The organism is Paraburkholderia sp. LEh10, from assembly GCF_017814945.1.
Classification (GTDB): Bacteria; Pseudomonadota; Gammaproteobacteria; order Burkholderiales; family Burkholderiaceae; genus Paraburkholderia.
In genome coordinates this window covers 8939-23143 of the sequence record NZ_JAGIPX010000028.1, presented here as the reverse complement: position 1 = coordinate 23143, position 14205 = coordinate 8939, and the positions used below count along the sequence as shown (strand labels likewise).

Here is a 14205-nt window from a genome sequence, read left to right as displayed (position 1 = left end):
CAACGCGGCGAGAGCTTTACGTCGACGGCGGCGCGTTGGCCGGCAGCAGCTTGCGCGGCCCGCTGACGAACGGGCTGCCCGGCACATAAAAGCGCAGCAGACGATGCGTTTCACGTGCGATGCCGATACGTGTGGTCACCGCGAACGGCACAGGCGCGTTGCCTCGCGCGCCGAGCCACAGACCGCGTCCCGTGCAGAGATCGGCGCCGTCGCAGGCCAGATCGATGCCGAGCGCGAGCGCGAGCCGCCCGGGGCCGCGCGCGAGATCGCGCGGCTTCGCACGGGGCCGGCGCGCCTGCATCCATGCGATGCCCTCGACGGGCTCCAGCGCGCGGATCAGCACGGCAGCGCCCGTCCCGGCCCGCTCGCTGACCACGTTGATCACGCAATAAATGCCATATGTGAGCCGCACATACGCATGGCCATGTTCGACGAACATCGAGCCGTTGTACGCGCGCCGCCCCGGATAACCATGATTGGTGGAATCGCCGACGGGATACGCCCCTGTCTCGACGATCCGTCCGCTGACGCGCCCTTCGGGCAGATCGTGGACCAGGTATTTACCCAACATGAAGCGCGCGAGGTCAACCGTATCGACGGGTAGATCGTTGCGACGTAGAGGAACGAGCGGAAGCGTTGTCTGCGCCATGCGGTGATTCGCGCAAATGGCGCGGATCGAGGCCTGTGGGAAGCCCTATTTTGCAGCATGATGACACGCCGCGCCGTTCCATCCACGATGCGCGCAATGCGGCTCACGCGCGACATCGGCGCGCCTTGCGCACGATACATGTGCGACATGGTCGCAACGCAAGCGGTATCGATCCGTTGTACCAATGCCTCATCCGGGGGACCCTTAGCCCTCACTATGGAACCAATTGAGGTATCGTTAGTGTCCGGCCAGCAGCATCGGTGATTCAGGCATGCCCCGCAGCATCGGCGAGCCACCCGGTGTATCGACAACCAGCAGCACTGTTGAAGCCGTTTTGACCCAGAAGTACCGAAGTAGCCGTGCAGTGGTTTCACGCGTGAAGAGCCCGCTCGCCGGGTGCGTTTCAGGCGCGACACCGTCGCAAATCATGACAACAGGAGAAAGTGAATGAAGGCAATTCAGGCAATCAAGATGGTAGGTGGCGCGCTCGTGGTTCTGGCGTCGATCAACGCATACGCTCAGGCCAGCGATGCCGACATGACGGCCCAGCCGAGCGCCAAGCAGACCTCGAAGGCGGCAAAGTCGGCCGACCGTGCGCTGGCCAAGAAGGTGCGCTCCGCGCTCGCGAAAGCGAAGGGCATCAGTGTCGCCAACATCACGGTACGCGCAAAGAGCGGTGCTGTGACGCTGCAGGGTTCCGTGCCGGAGCAGCCGCAAGTCGACCAGGCAACCCAGGTCGCACAAGGCGTGGAAGGCGTGACGTCAGTGAAGAACGCGCTGACGATCCGCCCCGTCGGCCAGTAAGCCAATGCATCGTGCCGACGCGTTCGCATGCGGTCGCGCCGGTCGCGCACAACGCACCGCTCTTCGTACTGGGGAGCGGTGTTTTTCTTTGCGGCCGGCATCATCGAGCGCGCTGTCACACCAACGGCCCGTCAGGCTGGTTTAATCTCCCGTCTGTACGCACCAACCATCAACCGATGTTCCCGTCTCCACCTTCAACAACAACAATGGAGTGAACGCAGATGGCATCGACATCGCCCGTACTACCGCGCTGGACGATCGCAGCGCCTGTCATCGCGTGGCTCGTGCTCGGCGCCGCTTATGCGCTGCCCGCCAACGGCCTGCTGACGGCGCTCGCCGCCATCGTGCTCGCGGGCGCGGTGTTCGCAGGCGTGCACCATGCGGAGGTGGTCGCGCATCGGGTGGGCGAACCGTTCGGCACGCTCGTGCTCGCGGTCGCCGTGACGGTGATCGAAGTGGCGCTGATCGTGTCGGTGATGCTGTCGGGCGGGCCCGAGAAAGCGGGCCTCGCGCGCGACACCGTGTTCGCCGCCGTGATGATCGTGTGCAACGGAATCGTCGGGATCTGTCTGCTGTTGGGCGGCTTGCGTCATCGCGAGCAGGACTTCCAGATTCGCGGCGCGAGCGCGGCGCTGGCGGTGCTCGCTTCGCTGTCGGTGCTTTCGCTCGTGATGCCCAACTACACCAGCGTCGAGCTCGGACCTGCCCTGAGCGACAAGCAACTGGCGTTCGCGGGCGTGTCGTCGCTGGTGCTGTATGGCGTGTTCGTGTTCGTGCAGACCGTACGTCATCGCGACTATTTCCTCACCGACTCCGCTCACGCCGCCAACGAGGACGCCCACGCCCCGCCGCCCAGCACGCGCGTGGCGCTTGCTAGCGGCGTGCTGCTGGTCGTGAGCCTCGTCGCCGTGGTGCTGCTCGCGAAGGTGCTGTCGCCTGTCGTCGAGCGCGCCGTGCTCGAAGCGGGCGCCCCCGCTGCCGTGGTCGGCATCGTGATCGCGGCGCTCGTGCTGTTGCCGGAAGGACTCGCCGCGGCGCGCGCGGCACGCGCCGACCGCTTGCAGACCAGCCTGAATCTCGCCCTTGGCTCGGCGCTCGCGAGCATCGGCCTGACGATTCCGACTGTCGCGCTCGTGTTCATCTGGACGGGCCGCCCGCTCGTGCTTGGCATCGATGGCAGGGACACGGTGCTGCTCATACTCACGCTGCTCATCAGCACGCTCACGCTCGGCACGGGACGCACCACGATCCTGCAAGGCACCGTGCATCTCTCGCTGTTCGCCGCGTATCTGTTTCTCTCTTTCGCGCCTTGATGGCGGGCGCGGACCCGCCGCTCATTGCGCGCAATGCCGGCCGATCCAGTCGCGAAACAGATCGACCTTCTGCTGATGCGCGACGCTGTCGGGATACACGAAGTAGTAGCGCGCGCCCGTCGTGAGCACGGCATCGAAAGGGCGCACGAGGCGCTGCGCGCCGACATCCTCTTCGATCAGCGCGAGATCGCTGATCGCCACGCCGAAGCCTTGCAACGCGGCGTTCGTCGCGAGATCGAGCGTATCGAAGCTCGGGCCGACGTCCGCGTCAATATCGCGCGCGCTCACGTAATCGAGCCACATTTTCCAGTCGCGATGATCGCGTGTCGGATGCAGCAGCGTGTGGCGCGCGAGATCCGCGGGCTGCGCAAGCGGCCTTTCCTGCAGCAGCTGCGGCGCGCATACGGGCGTGAGGCGCTCCTCGAAGAGGGGCACTGATTGCACGTCCGCGCCCGCCGACGTGCCGTAGACGATCGCGGCATCGAATGGCTCGACCTGAAAGTCGACGTCGTGCTGCCATGTCGTCGTGATCTGCACGTGCAGATCGGGATACTCGGCCTGGAACTGCATGATTTTGGGCAGCATCCAGCGCATCACGCAGGTCGGCACCTTCAGCGCGAGATCGGTGCGCTGACGCGTGAGGCGCAGCGAAATCTCTTCGATGCGCGCAAAGCTTTCCTTGACGGCGGGCAACAGCAACTCGCCTTCCGCCGTTAGCGTGAGGCCCTTTGCATGACGCTTGAAGAGCGGGAACTGATAGTAGTCCTCGAGCGCGAGAATCTGCCGGCTCACGGCGCCCTGCGTGAGGCACAGATGCTCGGCCGCGCGCGTGAAGCTGCGGTGACGCGCGACGGTTTCGAAGATCTGCAAGGCGTTCAGGGGCGGAAGTCGTCGCATGCGGTTTCGTCGTATCAGGAAAATTCATCGCGTGCCGCGTCGCAATGAGGCGCACGGCACGACTATGTGCAAGGATACGCGATCCAAAATTCCCCTACGAGCGTTCGTCATGCGTCGCGCTCATGCAGTGACGGCCTCGGGAGAACCCGTACGGCATGAGCGCAAGTCATGGACCCTATGCGCAGATTTCGATTGTTCGCGGATTTTGGCAAACCTAGAGTGGCTTGACCGCTGTGCCAACACTCAACGAAAGGATGCACCAATGACCACCGCCGCTCCCCTCAGCCGCCGTTTTTGCAACGCATTCGCCGCGCTGGCCTTCGCAGGCGCCGCGCTGTCCGCGTTCGCGCCGCTCGCGCATGCGGACGCGCTCGACACGATCACGAAGGCAGGCGTCGTGCGCGTCGGCGTGTTCATGGACTATCCGCCGTTCGGCTCGATCGGACCGGACATGAAGCCGCAAGGCTATGACATCGACGTCGCGAACATGATCGGCAAGTCGCTGGGCGTCAAGGTCGAGCTGGTGGCCGTGACGGGCGACAACCGGATGGCGTACCTCGCGGACCACAAGGCCGATATGCTGCTCTCCGTCGGCCAGACACCCGAGCGCGAGAAAGTGATCGACTTCTCGCAGCCTTATGCGCCCTACTATCTCGCCGTGTTCGGTCCGAAGTCGCTGAAAGTGAAGGATGCAAACGATCTCGCGGGCAAGAGCATTTCCGTCGCGCGCGGCACGCTGGAGGATCTGAGCGTGACGAAGATTGCGCCGCCGTCGGCGAACATCAAACGTTTCGACGATCCGAACGGCGCTATTTCTGCATTTCTTTCTGGTCAGGTACAGTTGATGGTCGTCGGTAACGATGTCGGCGCAACGATTCTCGCGCGCCATCCCGCCAACGATCCGGAGCAGAAGTTTTCGCTGTTCAGTTCGCCCGATCATGTCGGCCTGAACAAGAACGAGCCGCGCCTTCTGAAGAAAGTCGACGAAACCATTGCGCGCGCCCGCAAGGACGGCACGATGAACACGATTTCGCAGAAGTGGCTGCGCGCGCCGCTGCCGGAAAACCTCTAAGCCCTTTTGATCTGTCTTTAGATCCGCCGATGCCACGATGAGCCGCATATGATGACTTACACGTTCGATTTCAGCAGTTTCGACATGTATGCGGGCATGCTCGTGCGTGGCGTCGGCGTGACGCTCGGGCTGACGGCCGTATCGACGGTGCTGGGCGGCCTCGTCGGCATCGCGGGCGCGGCGGTGGCTGCGTCCGGGCCGAAATGGGCGCGCGCGCTGATCGCGACATATGTCGAGCTGATCCGCAACACGCCGTTTCTCGTGCAGCTGTTCTTCGTCTTTTTCGGGCTGCCGAGCCTCGGCATTCATATCGACGAAATCCAGGCTGCCATACTCGCGATGACGGTCAATCTTGGTGCATACGCAATCGAAATCGTGCGCGCCGGGATCGATTCGATCCCCCGCGGACAGATTCAGGCCGCGCACGCGCTTGGCTTGCAGGGACGCCAGGTGTTCCGGCATGTCGTGCTGCCGCAGGCGGTCGCGAATGTGTTTCCGGCGCTGCTGAGCCAGGTGCTGATCGTGATGCTTGGCTCGGCTGTCGTCTCGCAGATCTCCGTGCCCGATCTGACCTACGCGGCGAACTATATCCAGTCGCGCAACTTCCGCTCGTTCGAGGCGTACGTGATCATCACCGCGACGTATCTCGCGCTGTCGATCGTGTTGCGGCTCGTGCTGAACCGGCTCGGCAAGCGCCTCTTCGCGGGCCGCGCGGCGCGCTCGACGCCGGCGCCGCGCGGCCTCGCGCGCCACCTGTTCGCCTGTTTCGGCTCGCGCACGGCATCGACGACGGAGCGCTCGTCATGATCGAATTCACGCTATGGGATATTGCGCGCAATCTGCTGCTCGCCGCGCGCTGGACGGTGTTGCTGTCGCTGATTGCGTTTGTCGGCGGCGGCATTGTCGGGTTGTTGCTGCTCGCGATGCGGGTGTCGCCGTTGCCGTGGCTGCGGCGCATCGTCGTGTTGTATGTCGAGTTGTTTCAGGGCACGCCGTTGCTGATGCAGCTCTTTCTTGCGTTCTTCGGTTTGCCGTTGCTGGGCGTCGATGTGTCGCCCTGGGTCGCCGCGACGGTCACGTTGACGCTTTATACGAGCGCGTATCTCACGGATATCTGGCGCGGCTGTGTCGAAGCCGTACCGCGTGGGCAATGGGCGGCTGGCGCAAGTCTCGGGATGACGTTTGGACAGCAGTTGCGGTATATCGTGTGGCCGCAGGCTCTCAAGATTGCCGTCGCGCCGACGGTCGGGTTTCTCGTGCAGGTCGTGAAGAGCACGGCGCTGACTTCGATTATCGGGTTCACCGAGCTCACGAAGACGGGAACGATGATTACCAACGCGGCGTTCAGGCCGTTTCCTATCTATGGAATGGTCGCGATGTTGTACTTTGCGATGTGCTTTCCGTTGACGTGGTATGCGAGGGTGTTGGAGCGCCGGCAGAAGCGGTGAAATATTGTCTTATTGTCTGCGACGCTGCGCGCGCTATCAGTGCCGTATCGCTCGGACGGCAGACAGCGAAAGACGCCTTGAATTCCAGAACTTGCGCAACGTTCGTGACATCAAGTACAGTCAGCGTCCCAGGTTAATGGGCGATTTTTTGACGAAGAGCACATGTGCAGACAACTGCTCTAGCTCCGGCGTCAATCGCACTGCCCTCGTATGGATTCAAGGCGATTACATCGCCATCCAACGATGATCCGCGCTCCAGAACCCGATACATCTCATGCCAATGTCGCTGCTCATCGCAAATCTCTCCCGGCAAACGTTGATCTTCAAACGGGAGGGCGAGTCTGTGCGGACATATCAGATTTCTACCGCAAAGAACGGCGCTGGCGAACGAACGGGAAGCGGCTGCACTCCACGCGGTCGTCATATCGTTCGCGCGAAGATCGGTGCATCTTGTCCGATCGGTACGGTCTTTGTCGGACGTAGACCAACGGGCGAAATCTATTCATCCGAACTCTCGGCGCAGTTCCCGGAGCGCGACTGGATACTTACACGCATTCTTTGGCTGCGTGGCTGCGAGCCGGGAAGAAACCGCTTCGGTGACGTAGATACGATGCGACGCTTTGTCTACATTCATGGTTGCCCTGACACCGAGCCGATGGGCATTGCGGCATCTCATGGTTGCATAAGGATGCGCAACGCGGACGTTGCAGAGCTATTCGAAATGATCGAGCCCGGAATGCCGGTTCTGATTGAAGAGTGAAGCGCAACGGGGTACGTCAAGTCCGATTGCGGCCAGCGGCGCCGCCGTCACGCGCATAACCTTTGTTTTGTTCATCGTAGGCAGTGCGCACGTCCAGATCGCGGCTGGAGCTTTCAGACCCGTCACGCTTTCAGATGCGCCATTTGCGCGCGCAAACCGGCAACTGTTTGTGCGCCGGATTCGCATCCCACTCGTGTCCGTCTGTGCATCGCCAGCCAAGTTTCGCTTCGTTGTTGATGTAGCGGGTGAAAAGGCATTCGCCGCCGCGCTCACGCGCCACGGCATGCATGTCGTCGATTTTCAGGCGCAACTGGTCGAAGCCGCATTCGACGCACCGCGAACCGTACGATTGTCCCGAACCAAACCCCTCACCGCGTCGCCTTCCTCATCTTCGCAACCTCCCCCGCGCCAACACCCGGCGCCCCATTACTCCAACCCGAACGAATAAAAGTCAGCACGTCGGCGATCTGCTGATCGTTCAACACAGGTGCGTACTTCGGCATCGGGTATGGCGCCGGAACGCCGCCAATCACAAGATCGCCCGTCCCATTCAGCGTCACATTGATCAACGAAGAAGCATCCTTCTCCAGCACGTTCGGATTGCCCGCAAGCGGCGCAAGCATCGGCGCGAACCCGCGCCCGTCGACGCCATGACAATGCATGCAGTACGCCGTATAAACCCGCGCGCCCGCATCGTTCGCCGGACGCGTCAGCGATACCTTCGTCGTCTTTGCGTCGTACGCATACGCGGGTCCGCCCGATCCGCCCGCCGCGGGCAGCGACTTCAGATAGCGCGACATCGCCGCGATATCGCTATCCGTCATCGCCTGCGTGCTGTTGTTGATCACGCTCGTCATCGCCCCGAATGCCGACGCGTGCTGGTTCGCGCCCGTCTTCAGAAACTGCGCGACATCCGCCTCTGACCAGCGCCCCAGCCCGACGTTATGCTCGCCCGTCAGATTCGACGCGAACCAGTTGTCGAGCAGACCGCCCGTCAGATACGCGCTGCCGCTCTCGTCGAGCGCCTTCTCCTCGAACGCGACGCCGCGCGGCGTATGACACGAGCCGCAATGTCCAAGCCCCTGAATCAAATACGCGCCGCGATTCCAAGCGACGTCCTTCCCCGCCTTGTCCCGATACACGCCCTTGTCGAGAAAGAACATGTTCCAGAACTTCAGCGGCCAGCGCATGTTGAGCGGCCATTTGATGTCCGGCTCGCGGTTCGCCTGCTTCACGGGCGCGACGCCGTTCATGAAATACGTGTACAGCGCATGCATGTCGTCGTCGTTGACTTTCGCGTACGACGGATACGGCATCGCCGGATACAGGTTGTGGCCATCTTTCGCGACGCCCTCGCGCATCGCGCGTTTGAACTCGTCCTCGCTATAGCGGCCGATGCCCGTGTCCGGATCGGGCGTGATGTTGGTCGTGTAGATCACGCCCATCGGCGTCGTCATCGGCAGGCCGCCCGCGAATGGCTTGCCGTGGGACGTCGAGTGACACGCGACGCAGTCGCCCGCTTTCGCCAGATAGTCGCCGCGCTTGATGAGCGCGTCGGCGGCGGCGCTCGCCTCGCTTGCGAGAAGCGGGGCAGCGCAAACGCGGCGGCGAGCGCACATGCCTTCAATGCGGTCTTCATCGTCGGCCTCCATTCACACGTTCATCAACTGACTGCCCACCGGCAGCTGCCGCAGCCGTTTGCCCGTCGCCGCATAGATCGCATTGGCGATGGCGGGCATCGCAGCAGACGTCCCCGGCTCGCCGATGCCGCCCGGCGCCTCGCTGCTCTTCACGATATGCACTTCGATGGCCGGCGTTTCGTTGATGCGCAATATCCGATAGTCAGTGAAATTGTTCTGCTGCACGCGGCCACGGTCGATTGTGATCTCGCTGTAGAGCGCGGCCGTGATCGCGAAGATCACGCCGCCCTGAATCTGCGCTTCAACGGTGTTCGGGTTGACGACCATCCCGCAATCGACCGCGCACACGATGCGATTCACCTTCACCTCGCCCTGATCGACGGTCACGTCGGCGACCATCGACAGAAAGCTGCCGAACGCATGCATCACCGACACGCCGCGCCCCTGTCCCTTCGGCAGCGCGCTGCCCCAGCCCGCCGCCCGGGTCGCGACGTTCAGCACGTTCAGCGCGCGCGGCGACTTGCCGAGCAGATCGCGCCGATACTTGACGGGATCGACCTTCGCCTGCGCCGCCAGTTCGTCGATAAAGCTCTCGACGACGAACGTGCCGCGCGTCGGACCCACGCCGCGCCAGAATGCAGTCGGTATCGCGCGCGGCTCCTCGCGCACGTAATCAACGATCTGGTTGGGCAGGTCGTACGGCAGATCGGCGGCCACTTCGACGGCATCGGGATCGACGCCGTTCTTCACGGCAGGCGGCGCAAAGCGCGCGAGAATAGACGAGCCGACGATGCGGTGCTGCCACGCGATCGGCTTGCCGTTCGCGTCGAGCCCCGCTGAAATCCTGTCGTAATAGTACGGCCGGTACATGTCGTGCTGGATATCCTCCTCGCGCGTCCAGACGACCTTCACGGGCACGTTCAACTGCTTGCCGACCTTGAGCGCCTGCGTGACCATGTCGGCTTCGAGCCGTCGTCCGAAGCCGCCGCCGAGCAGGAAGTTGTGCACGACGATCTTCTCGGGCGGCAGGCCCGTCACCTTGACGCCGGCATCGCGCGCCCGCGTCGGCACCTGCGTGCCGACCCAGATATCGCAGCTGTCGGGCTTCACGTGAACCGTGCAGTTGATCGGCTCCATCGTTGCGTGCGCAAGGAATGGCTGCTGATATACGGCATCGATGCGCGTCTTCGCCTGCGAGAACGCGTTGCTCACGTCGCCGTCCTTGCGCGCGACGGCGCCGCTGCCCTGCGACGCCTTCTCCAGATCGTCGACGATGGTCTTCATCGACACCGCTGCGCCCTCGCCTTCGTTCCATGTGATCTTCAGCGCCGCCGCGCCGCGTTTCGCGGCCCACGTGTGATCGCCGATCACAGCGACGCCGTTGTCGATCTTCACGATCTGCCGCACGCCCGGAATTTTCTTCGCGGCCGTATCGTCGACGCTCACGAGCGTGCCGCCGAACACCGGGCAATTGACGATGGCCGCATACACCATGTCGGGCAGACGCACGTCGAGGCCGAACCTCGCGCTGCCGTTCACCTTCTCCGGCGAATCGAGGCGTTTGAGCTGTGTGCCGATCAGCCTGAAGTCTTTCGGGTCTTTCAGCGGCACATTCTGCGGCACGGGCAGCTTTGCGGCGGCCTCGACGAGTTGCCCATAGGCGATGCTGCGCTTCGTGTCCGCGTGAATCACCTGGCCGTTCTGCGCATGGCACGATGCCGGGTCCACCTGCCATTGCTGCGCGGCCGCGTTGATCAGCAGCACGCGCGTGGTCGCGCCCGCGCGGCGCATCGGTTCCCACGCATAGCGGATCGACGTCGAGCCACCCGTCAACTGGCCGCCGAGCAACGGGTCCGTGAAAAGCTTTTCGTTGGGCGGCGCATGATCGATCGTCACGCTGTCGAGGGGCACTTCGAGTTCTTCCGCGAGCAGCATCGGTATTGACGTGTACACGCCCTGCCCCATTTCGACCTTCGGGATGATCAGCGTGACCTTGCCCGCCGTGTCGATCTGCACGAACGCGTTCGGCGCGAGCACGCCGCCTTGCGGCGTCTCGATACCATCGCCGCCAATCACGGACTTGCGCGCATCGCCCTGACTTTGTGCGGGAACGCTGAAGCCGAGCAGCAACCCGCCGCACGCCATCGCGGCAACGCTCGCGCCGAACTTAAAAAACGCGCGGCGCGTGACGATCGCGTGATCGTCGTCGCGCGGCTTGCCGTTTTGTGCATCGAGCAATCCTTGCGACATCTCACGCCTCCTTCGCGGCCTGCTTCACGGCCGCACGGATGCGGTTATAGGTGCCGCAGCGGCAGATGTTGCCCGCCATCGCCGCGTCGATGTCGGCGTCGCTCGGATCCGGATTCTGCGCGAGCAGCGACGCCGCCTGCATCACCTGCCCCGACTGGCAGTATCCGCATTGCACGACGTCGATCTGACGCCATGCCGCCTGGACCTTCTTGCCCGCGGGCGTGTCGCCGACGGCTTCGATCGTCGTGATCTTCTTGTCGCCCACGGCCGCGACGGGCAGCACGCACGAACGCACCGCGACGCCATCCAGATGCACCGTGCACGCGCCGCACTGCGCGATGCCACAGCCAAATTTCGTTCCCGTGAGGCCGATGATGTCGCGCAACGCCCACAGCACGGGCATGTCGGGCGGTGCGTCGATGGTGTGGGACTGGCCGTTGATATTCAGCGTTGTCATGAGCAATTCCGTCAGAGGGGTTTGTGTTTATCCGGCGACGTCGAACAAAATGCGGCTGCAAGCCGGTCTTTGTTGGACGTGATGCGCTAATTGCGTCACCAAGTGCATGTGCACACTCGATGCACACATGCGTTGCACATGCATCGGAAAAATGGGGCAATCGATTGTAGTGGGACGTTAAAAAACGTGCGTGCAAAGTGCCGCCGCGTGCAAACGTGCGTGCATCGATGGCCGGAAACCCGGCGCAAAAAAACAGTGCGGCAACCGCACTGCTTTTTGTTCTTGCAAACGTCCCGCTTAGAACGCGCTAATCATTCACGGGCAAAAGTTGGACGCATCCTGACGATAGTGCTGCACACCGATCGACCCCTTCAGGTCCTTTCGGACGGTGGCGCATCAAATGGGGGCGCGAGCAAACATTTGCGCCTTGCACGGGCAACGCTTGCGGCAAAGCGTGTGCCGATCCGCGCCATCAGTATGCGCAGCTGCAATGTCTTGAGTTATGTCTCGAACTCTTCGGCGAGCACCGTGAGAAAACCGCGCCATTGCACGGAAGTCTGATGTCGCGTGTAATAGGTGAGCAATGTCGCCGTGCGCTCGTCCTGCATGCCCGAGTGATTACGTATGGATAACCGGAATGGCACTGGTAGACCAGTATTGAACACCTATGTGCGCTAGCAGACTGACCTGTTCAGCGATTAATGACCATGCGCTGCCAGCATGGCATCGTTCAGTTGCATATAAAAAGCAATTGACGGGTTTTCGTATTTGGGAACGAGACGGGACGTCCCTATATCCGGGCTTGCTTTTCATTCGCACGTGCGCTTCTTTCATTTCCTTACGCACTAAAGGTGTTTCCGGCATGCTTCAATTAAATGCCACTCTGCTCTGGAGTCAAACGATGAACCTGAACGACCAACGCGCGATGCAGTTTCTCGGGGATATTCGCAAGCCGTTACTCGTGCTGCACAAAGCCATACTCGATCACGAGCGCGCATTGTATGAGAAAGAGTTCGGCCCCGTCACGCCCGCCGCGTTCCTGCAGGTATTGATCAACGGGTCGGGTTTTCGCTGGCTGACGCCGCTGTCGACGGTGATCGCCAACGTCGACGAGATTCTCGACGATAAGGAAGCCACTGCAACCGATCGCATGGCCGCCGTCGAATCCGTCGCTGGTCTGTTTGCGGAAAACTTGCCCGGCAATATGTTCTTGCCGCGCTATCGTCAGATTTTGCAGAGCAGCCCCGAGGTACTTCATGCGCATGGACAAGTCGCGGCAATACTGAAGTCGCTTGATGTGTCGTGACGAATCGTAATTTGTTCGGGATTTGATGCGATTCAACCAACGCAAAATCGAAGCCCGGCTTCGTAATGACTCAAACTTTGACATGCGGCGTTTTTCACCGCGCTTGCGTGGTCTCCTGAACGGAGTCGAACGCTTATGACGGATTGGACGCTCGATCAGCAGTTCACGTATCGTGATCAAACGGTTCGCTATGCGATCTTTGGCGACGGGCCGCCCGTCGTGCTGATTCATGGCACGCCGTTCTCGTCGTGGGTATGGCATCGGATCGCGCCGTATCTCGCCAGCGATCGCAACGTGTACGTGTACGATCTGCTCGGCTATGGGCAATCGGAGCAGCGCGAAGGCCAGGATGTCTCGCTTGGCGTGCAGAACGGCCTGCTCGCCGCGTTGCTCGCGCATTGGCGACTGGATGCGCCCGATGTCGTCGCGCATGACTTCGGCGGCGCGACGGCCTTGCGCGCGCATCTGATCGACGGCTGCGATTACGGAAGCCTGACACTTATCGATCCCGTTGCGGTCGCGCCATGGGGTTCGCCGTTCGTGCGGCACGTGCGCGAGCATGCGGCGGCTTTCGCCGGGCTGCCCGCGTACATTCATGAGGCGATCGTCAGGGCGTACGTGCGCGGCGCGCTCGCCCGGCCGATCGCCGATGACGAACTCGCGCCCTATGTCGCGCCATGGCTCGGCGATATCGGGCAAGCGGCCTTCTATCGTCAGATCGCGCAGATGGATCAGCGTTATACGGATGAAGTCGAAGCGCGCTATCCGCAGATTCGCTGCCGCACGCAAATTCTGTGGGGCGAAGACGACGGATGGATTCCGATCGAGCGCGGACGTCATCTCGCCAGTGTCATTCCAAATGCGCGTTTTCAGGCAGTGGCGAACGCCGGACACCTGATGCAGGAGGACGCGCCCGAGGCGATCGTCGGTGCGGTGTTGCGCTGGATCGGTTGAACCCGTGAGCGCGAGCGCAAGCTCAACGGCCGCCGGGAACAGGGTTCGCCGCAGCCGTTGTGGCGCAGATGAACGTCAGTTCGATCAGCCGTGCTGAGACGGCAGATAGGGCATCGGGTCGATAGGCTTGCCGTCGCGGCGCAACTCGAACAGCACGGACACTCGCGAGTTGTTCTCGCTGCCCATTTCGGCGATCTGCTGACCCTTGCGCACGATATCGCCCGTCTTGACCAGTAGCTTGCGGTTGTGCGCGTATGCGGTGAGGAAGTCCTTGTTGTGCTGGACGATGATGAGACTGCCATATTCGTTCAGCCCCGTGCCGGCGAACATGACCTTGCCGTCGGCAGCGGCGCGGATCGGGTCGCCCGGCTTGCCGCCAATTTCGATGCCGCGCGTCTCGCCCGGCTGAAAGCCTTCGAGGACATTGCCCTGCGCCGGCCAGATCAGCGAGACGCCTTTTGCGTGACGGGCCAATTCGGCGTTCACTTCGCGCGATTCGGCGGCGCTCGGCGCGGGCGCCCCCGACGCCGGAGCGGCGGCAGATGAGATCTTGTCTGCTGGTGCGCGGTTGCTGTTGCTGCTGTTGCTGCTGTTGCTGCTGTTGCTGCTGTTGCTGCTGTTGCTGCTGTTGCTGCTGTTGCTGCTGTTGCTGCTG

Annotated in this window: 13 protein-coding genes and 1 pseudogene; 8 read left to right on the top strand and 6 right to left on the bottom strand. The window is 62.4% G+C overall.

Translation table 11 applies throughout. From position 1 onward, the window contains the following. Window positions 1-16: 16 nt before the first annotated feature. Window positions 17-649, bottom strand: a complete 633-nt coding sequence (locus J8I87_RS22900) for a DNA-3-methyladenine glycosylase (RefSeq protein ID WP_209934212.1) — start codon at window positions 647-649, stop codon at window positions 17-19. A gap of 447 nt (window positions 650-1096) precedes the next feature. Here J8I87_RS22900 and J8I87_RS22895 point away from each other — a divergent pair, with 447 nt between their 5' ends. Together J8I87_RS22895 and J8I87_RS22890 are read left to right on the top strand one after the other, a co-directional pair. Then, on the top strand, window positions 1097-1453 hold the full coding sequence (locus J8I87_RS22895) for a BON domain-containing protein (protein WP_209934211.1): 357 nt from the start codon (window positions 1097-1099) through the stop codon (window positions 1451-1453). Window positions 1454-1674: 221 nt separating this feature from the next. Continuing rightward, a complete protein-coding gene (locus J8I87_RS22890) occupies window positions 1675-2766 on the top strand; it encodes a calcium:proton antiporter (RefSeq protein WP_209934210.1) in 1092 nt (363 codons plus the stop codon). Window positions 2767-2787: 21 nt separating this feature from the next. Here J8I87_RS22890 and J8I87_RS22885 read toward each other — a convergent pair whose 3' ends face one another. Continuing rightward, window positions 2788-3663: a LysR substrate-binding domain-containing protein gene (locus J8I87_RS22885; RefSeq protein WP_209934209.1), complete on the bottom strand. Its 876-nt coding sequence runs from the start codon at window positions 3661-3663 to the stop codon at window positions 2788-2790. Window positions 3664-3925: 262 nt separating this feature from the next. On the opposite strand from J8I87_RS22885, the gene J8I87_RS22880 reads away from it, so the two are divergent. From J8I87_RS22880 to J8I87_RS22865, 4 genes are all read left to right on the top strand, one after another. Further along, window positions 3926-4735 carry a transporter substrate-binding domain-containing protein gene (locus tag J8I87_RS22880; protein ID WP_209934207.1) on the top strand — a complete coding sequence of 270 codons (810 nt, stop codon included), beginning with the start codon at window positions 3926-3928 and terminating at the stop codon, window positions 4733-4735. A gap of 51 nt (window positions 4736-4786) precedes the next feature. Next, the gene (locus J8I87_RS22875) at window positions 4787-5542 is read left to right on the top strand and encodes an amino acid ABC transporter permease (RefSeq protein WP_209934304.1); all 756 of its coding nucleotides are present in this window, start codon (window positions 4787-4789) and stop codon (window positions 5540-5542) included. After that, window positions 5539-6183 carry an amino acid ABC transporter permease gene (locus J8I87_RS22870; protein WP_209934206.1) on the top strand — a complete coding sequence of 215 codons (645 nt, stop codon included), beginning with the start codon at window positions 5539-5541 and terminating at the stop codon, window positions 6181-6183. Before J8I87_RS22875 ends, J8I87_RS22870 begins: the two co-directional genes overlap by 4 nt. Window positions 6184-6457: 274 nt before the next feature. Then, window positions 6458-6943 (top strand): L,D-transpeptidase, encoded by a 486-nt coding sequence (locus tag J8I87_RS22865; protein WP_209934205.1) that lies wholly within the window; start codon window positions 6458-6460, stop codon window positions 6941-6943. A 368-nt stretch (window positions 6944-7311) separates the two neighbouring features. On the opposite strand, the pseudogene J8I87_RS22860 reads toward J8I87_RS22865, so the two are convergent. The 3 genes and pseudogenes from J8I87_RS22860 to J8I87_RS22850 all read right to left on the bottom strand — a co-directional run bounded on the left by J8I87_RS22860 (window position 7312) and on the right by J8I87_RS22850 (window position 11290). After that, a pseudogene (locus tag J8I87_RS22860) lies at window positions 7312-8582 on the bottom strand (c-type cytochrome). Window positions 8583-8595: 13 nt separating this feature from the next. Then, window positions 8596-10833 carry a xanthine dehydrogenase family protein molybdopterin-binding subunit gene (locus J8I87_RS22855; protein ID WP_209934203.1) on the bottom strand — a complete coding sequence of 746 codons (2238 nt, stop codon included), beginning with the start codon at window positions 10831-10833 and terminating at the stop codon, window positions 8596-8598. A 1-nt stretch (window position 10834) separates the two neighbouring features. Continuing rightward, window positions 10835-11290, bottom strand: coding sequence for a (2Fe-2S)-binding protein (locus J8I87_RS22850; protein WP_209934202.1), 456 nt, complete (start codon window positions 11288-11290; stop codon window positions 10835-10837). A gap of 907 nt (window positions 11291-12197) precedes the next feature. Here J8I87_RS22850 and J8I87_RS22840 point away from each other — a divergent pair. Beyond that, entirely contained in the window at window positions 12198-12596 is a 399-nt protein-coding gene (locus J8I87_RS22840; RefSeq protein ID WP_209934303.1) for a hypothetical protein, read from the top strand. A 135-nt stretch (window positions 12597-12731) separates the two neighbouring features. After that, the gene (locus J8I87_RS22835) at window positions 12732-13550 is read left to right on the top strand and encodes an alpha/beta fold hydrolase (RefSeq protein WP_209934200.1); all 819 of its coding nucleotides are present in this window, start codon (window positions 12732-12734) and stop codon (window positions 13548-13550) included. A gap of 84 nt (window positions 13551-13634) precedes the next feature. On the opposite strand, the gene J8I87_RS22830 is transcribed toward J8I87_RS22835, so the two are convergent. Continuing rightward, window positions 13635-14205: peptidoglycan DD-metalloendopeptidase family protein (locus tag J8I87_RS22830; RefSeq protein WP_209934199.1), on the bottom strand; the 571-nt coding region annotated here is incomplete at its 5' end.

What these genes read in the sequence shown, in the direction of transcription:
- J8I87_RS22850 (WP_209934202.1), bottom strand. Translation starts at nt 11,290, where the DNA reads ATGACAACGCTGAATATCAACGGCCAGTCCCACACCATCGACGCACCG.
- J8I87_RS22875 (WP_209934304.1), top strand. Translation starts at nt 4,787, where the DNA reads ATGACTTACACGTTCGATTTCAGCAGTTTCGACATGTATGCGGGCATG.
- J8I87_RS22835 (WP_209934200.1), top strand. Translation starts at nt 12,732, where the DNA reads ATGACGGATTGGACGCTCGATCAGCAGTTCACGTATCGTGATCAAACG.
- J8I87_RS22895 (WP_209934211.1), top strand. Translation starts at nt 1,097, where the DNA reads ATGAAGGCAATTCAGGCAATCAAGATGGTAGGTGGCGCGCTCGTGGTT.
- J8I87_RS22855 (WP_209934203.1), bottom strand. Translation starts at nt 10,833, where the DNA reads ATGTCGCAAGGATTGCTCGATGCACAAAACGGCAAGCCGCGCGACGAC.
- J8I87_RS22880 (WP_209934207.1), top strand. Translation starts at nt 3,926, where the DNA reads ATGACCACCGCCGCTCCCCTCAGCCGCCGTTTTTGCAACGCATTCGCC.
- J8I87_RS22900 (WP_209934212.1), bottom strand. Translation starts at nt 649, where the DNA reads ATGGCGCAGACAACGCTTCCGCTCGTTCCTCTACGTCGCAACGATCTA.
- J8I87_RS22885 (WP_209934209.1), bottom strand. Translation starts at nt 3,663, where the DNA reads ATGCGACGACTTCCGCCCCTGAACGCCTTGCAGATCTTCGAAACCGTC.
- J8I87_RS22865 (WP_209934205.1), top strand. Translation starts at nt 6,458, where the DNA reads ATGCCAATGTCGCTGCTCATCGCAAATCTCTCCCGGCAAACGTTGATC.
- J8I87_RS22870 (WP_209934206.1), top strand. Translation starts at nt 5,539, where the DNA reads ATGATCGAATTCACGCTATGGGATATTGCGCGCAATCTGCTGCTCGCC.
- J8I87_RS22890 (WP_209934210.1), top strand. Translation starts at nt 1,675, where the DNA reads ATGGCATCGACATCGCCCGTACTACCGCGCTGGACGATCGCAGCGCCT.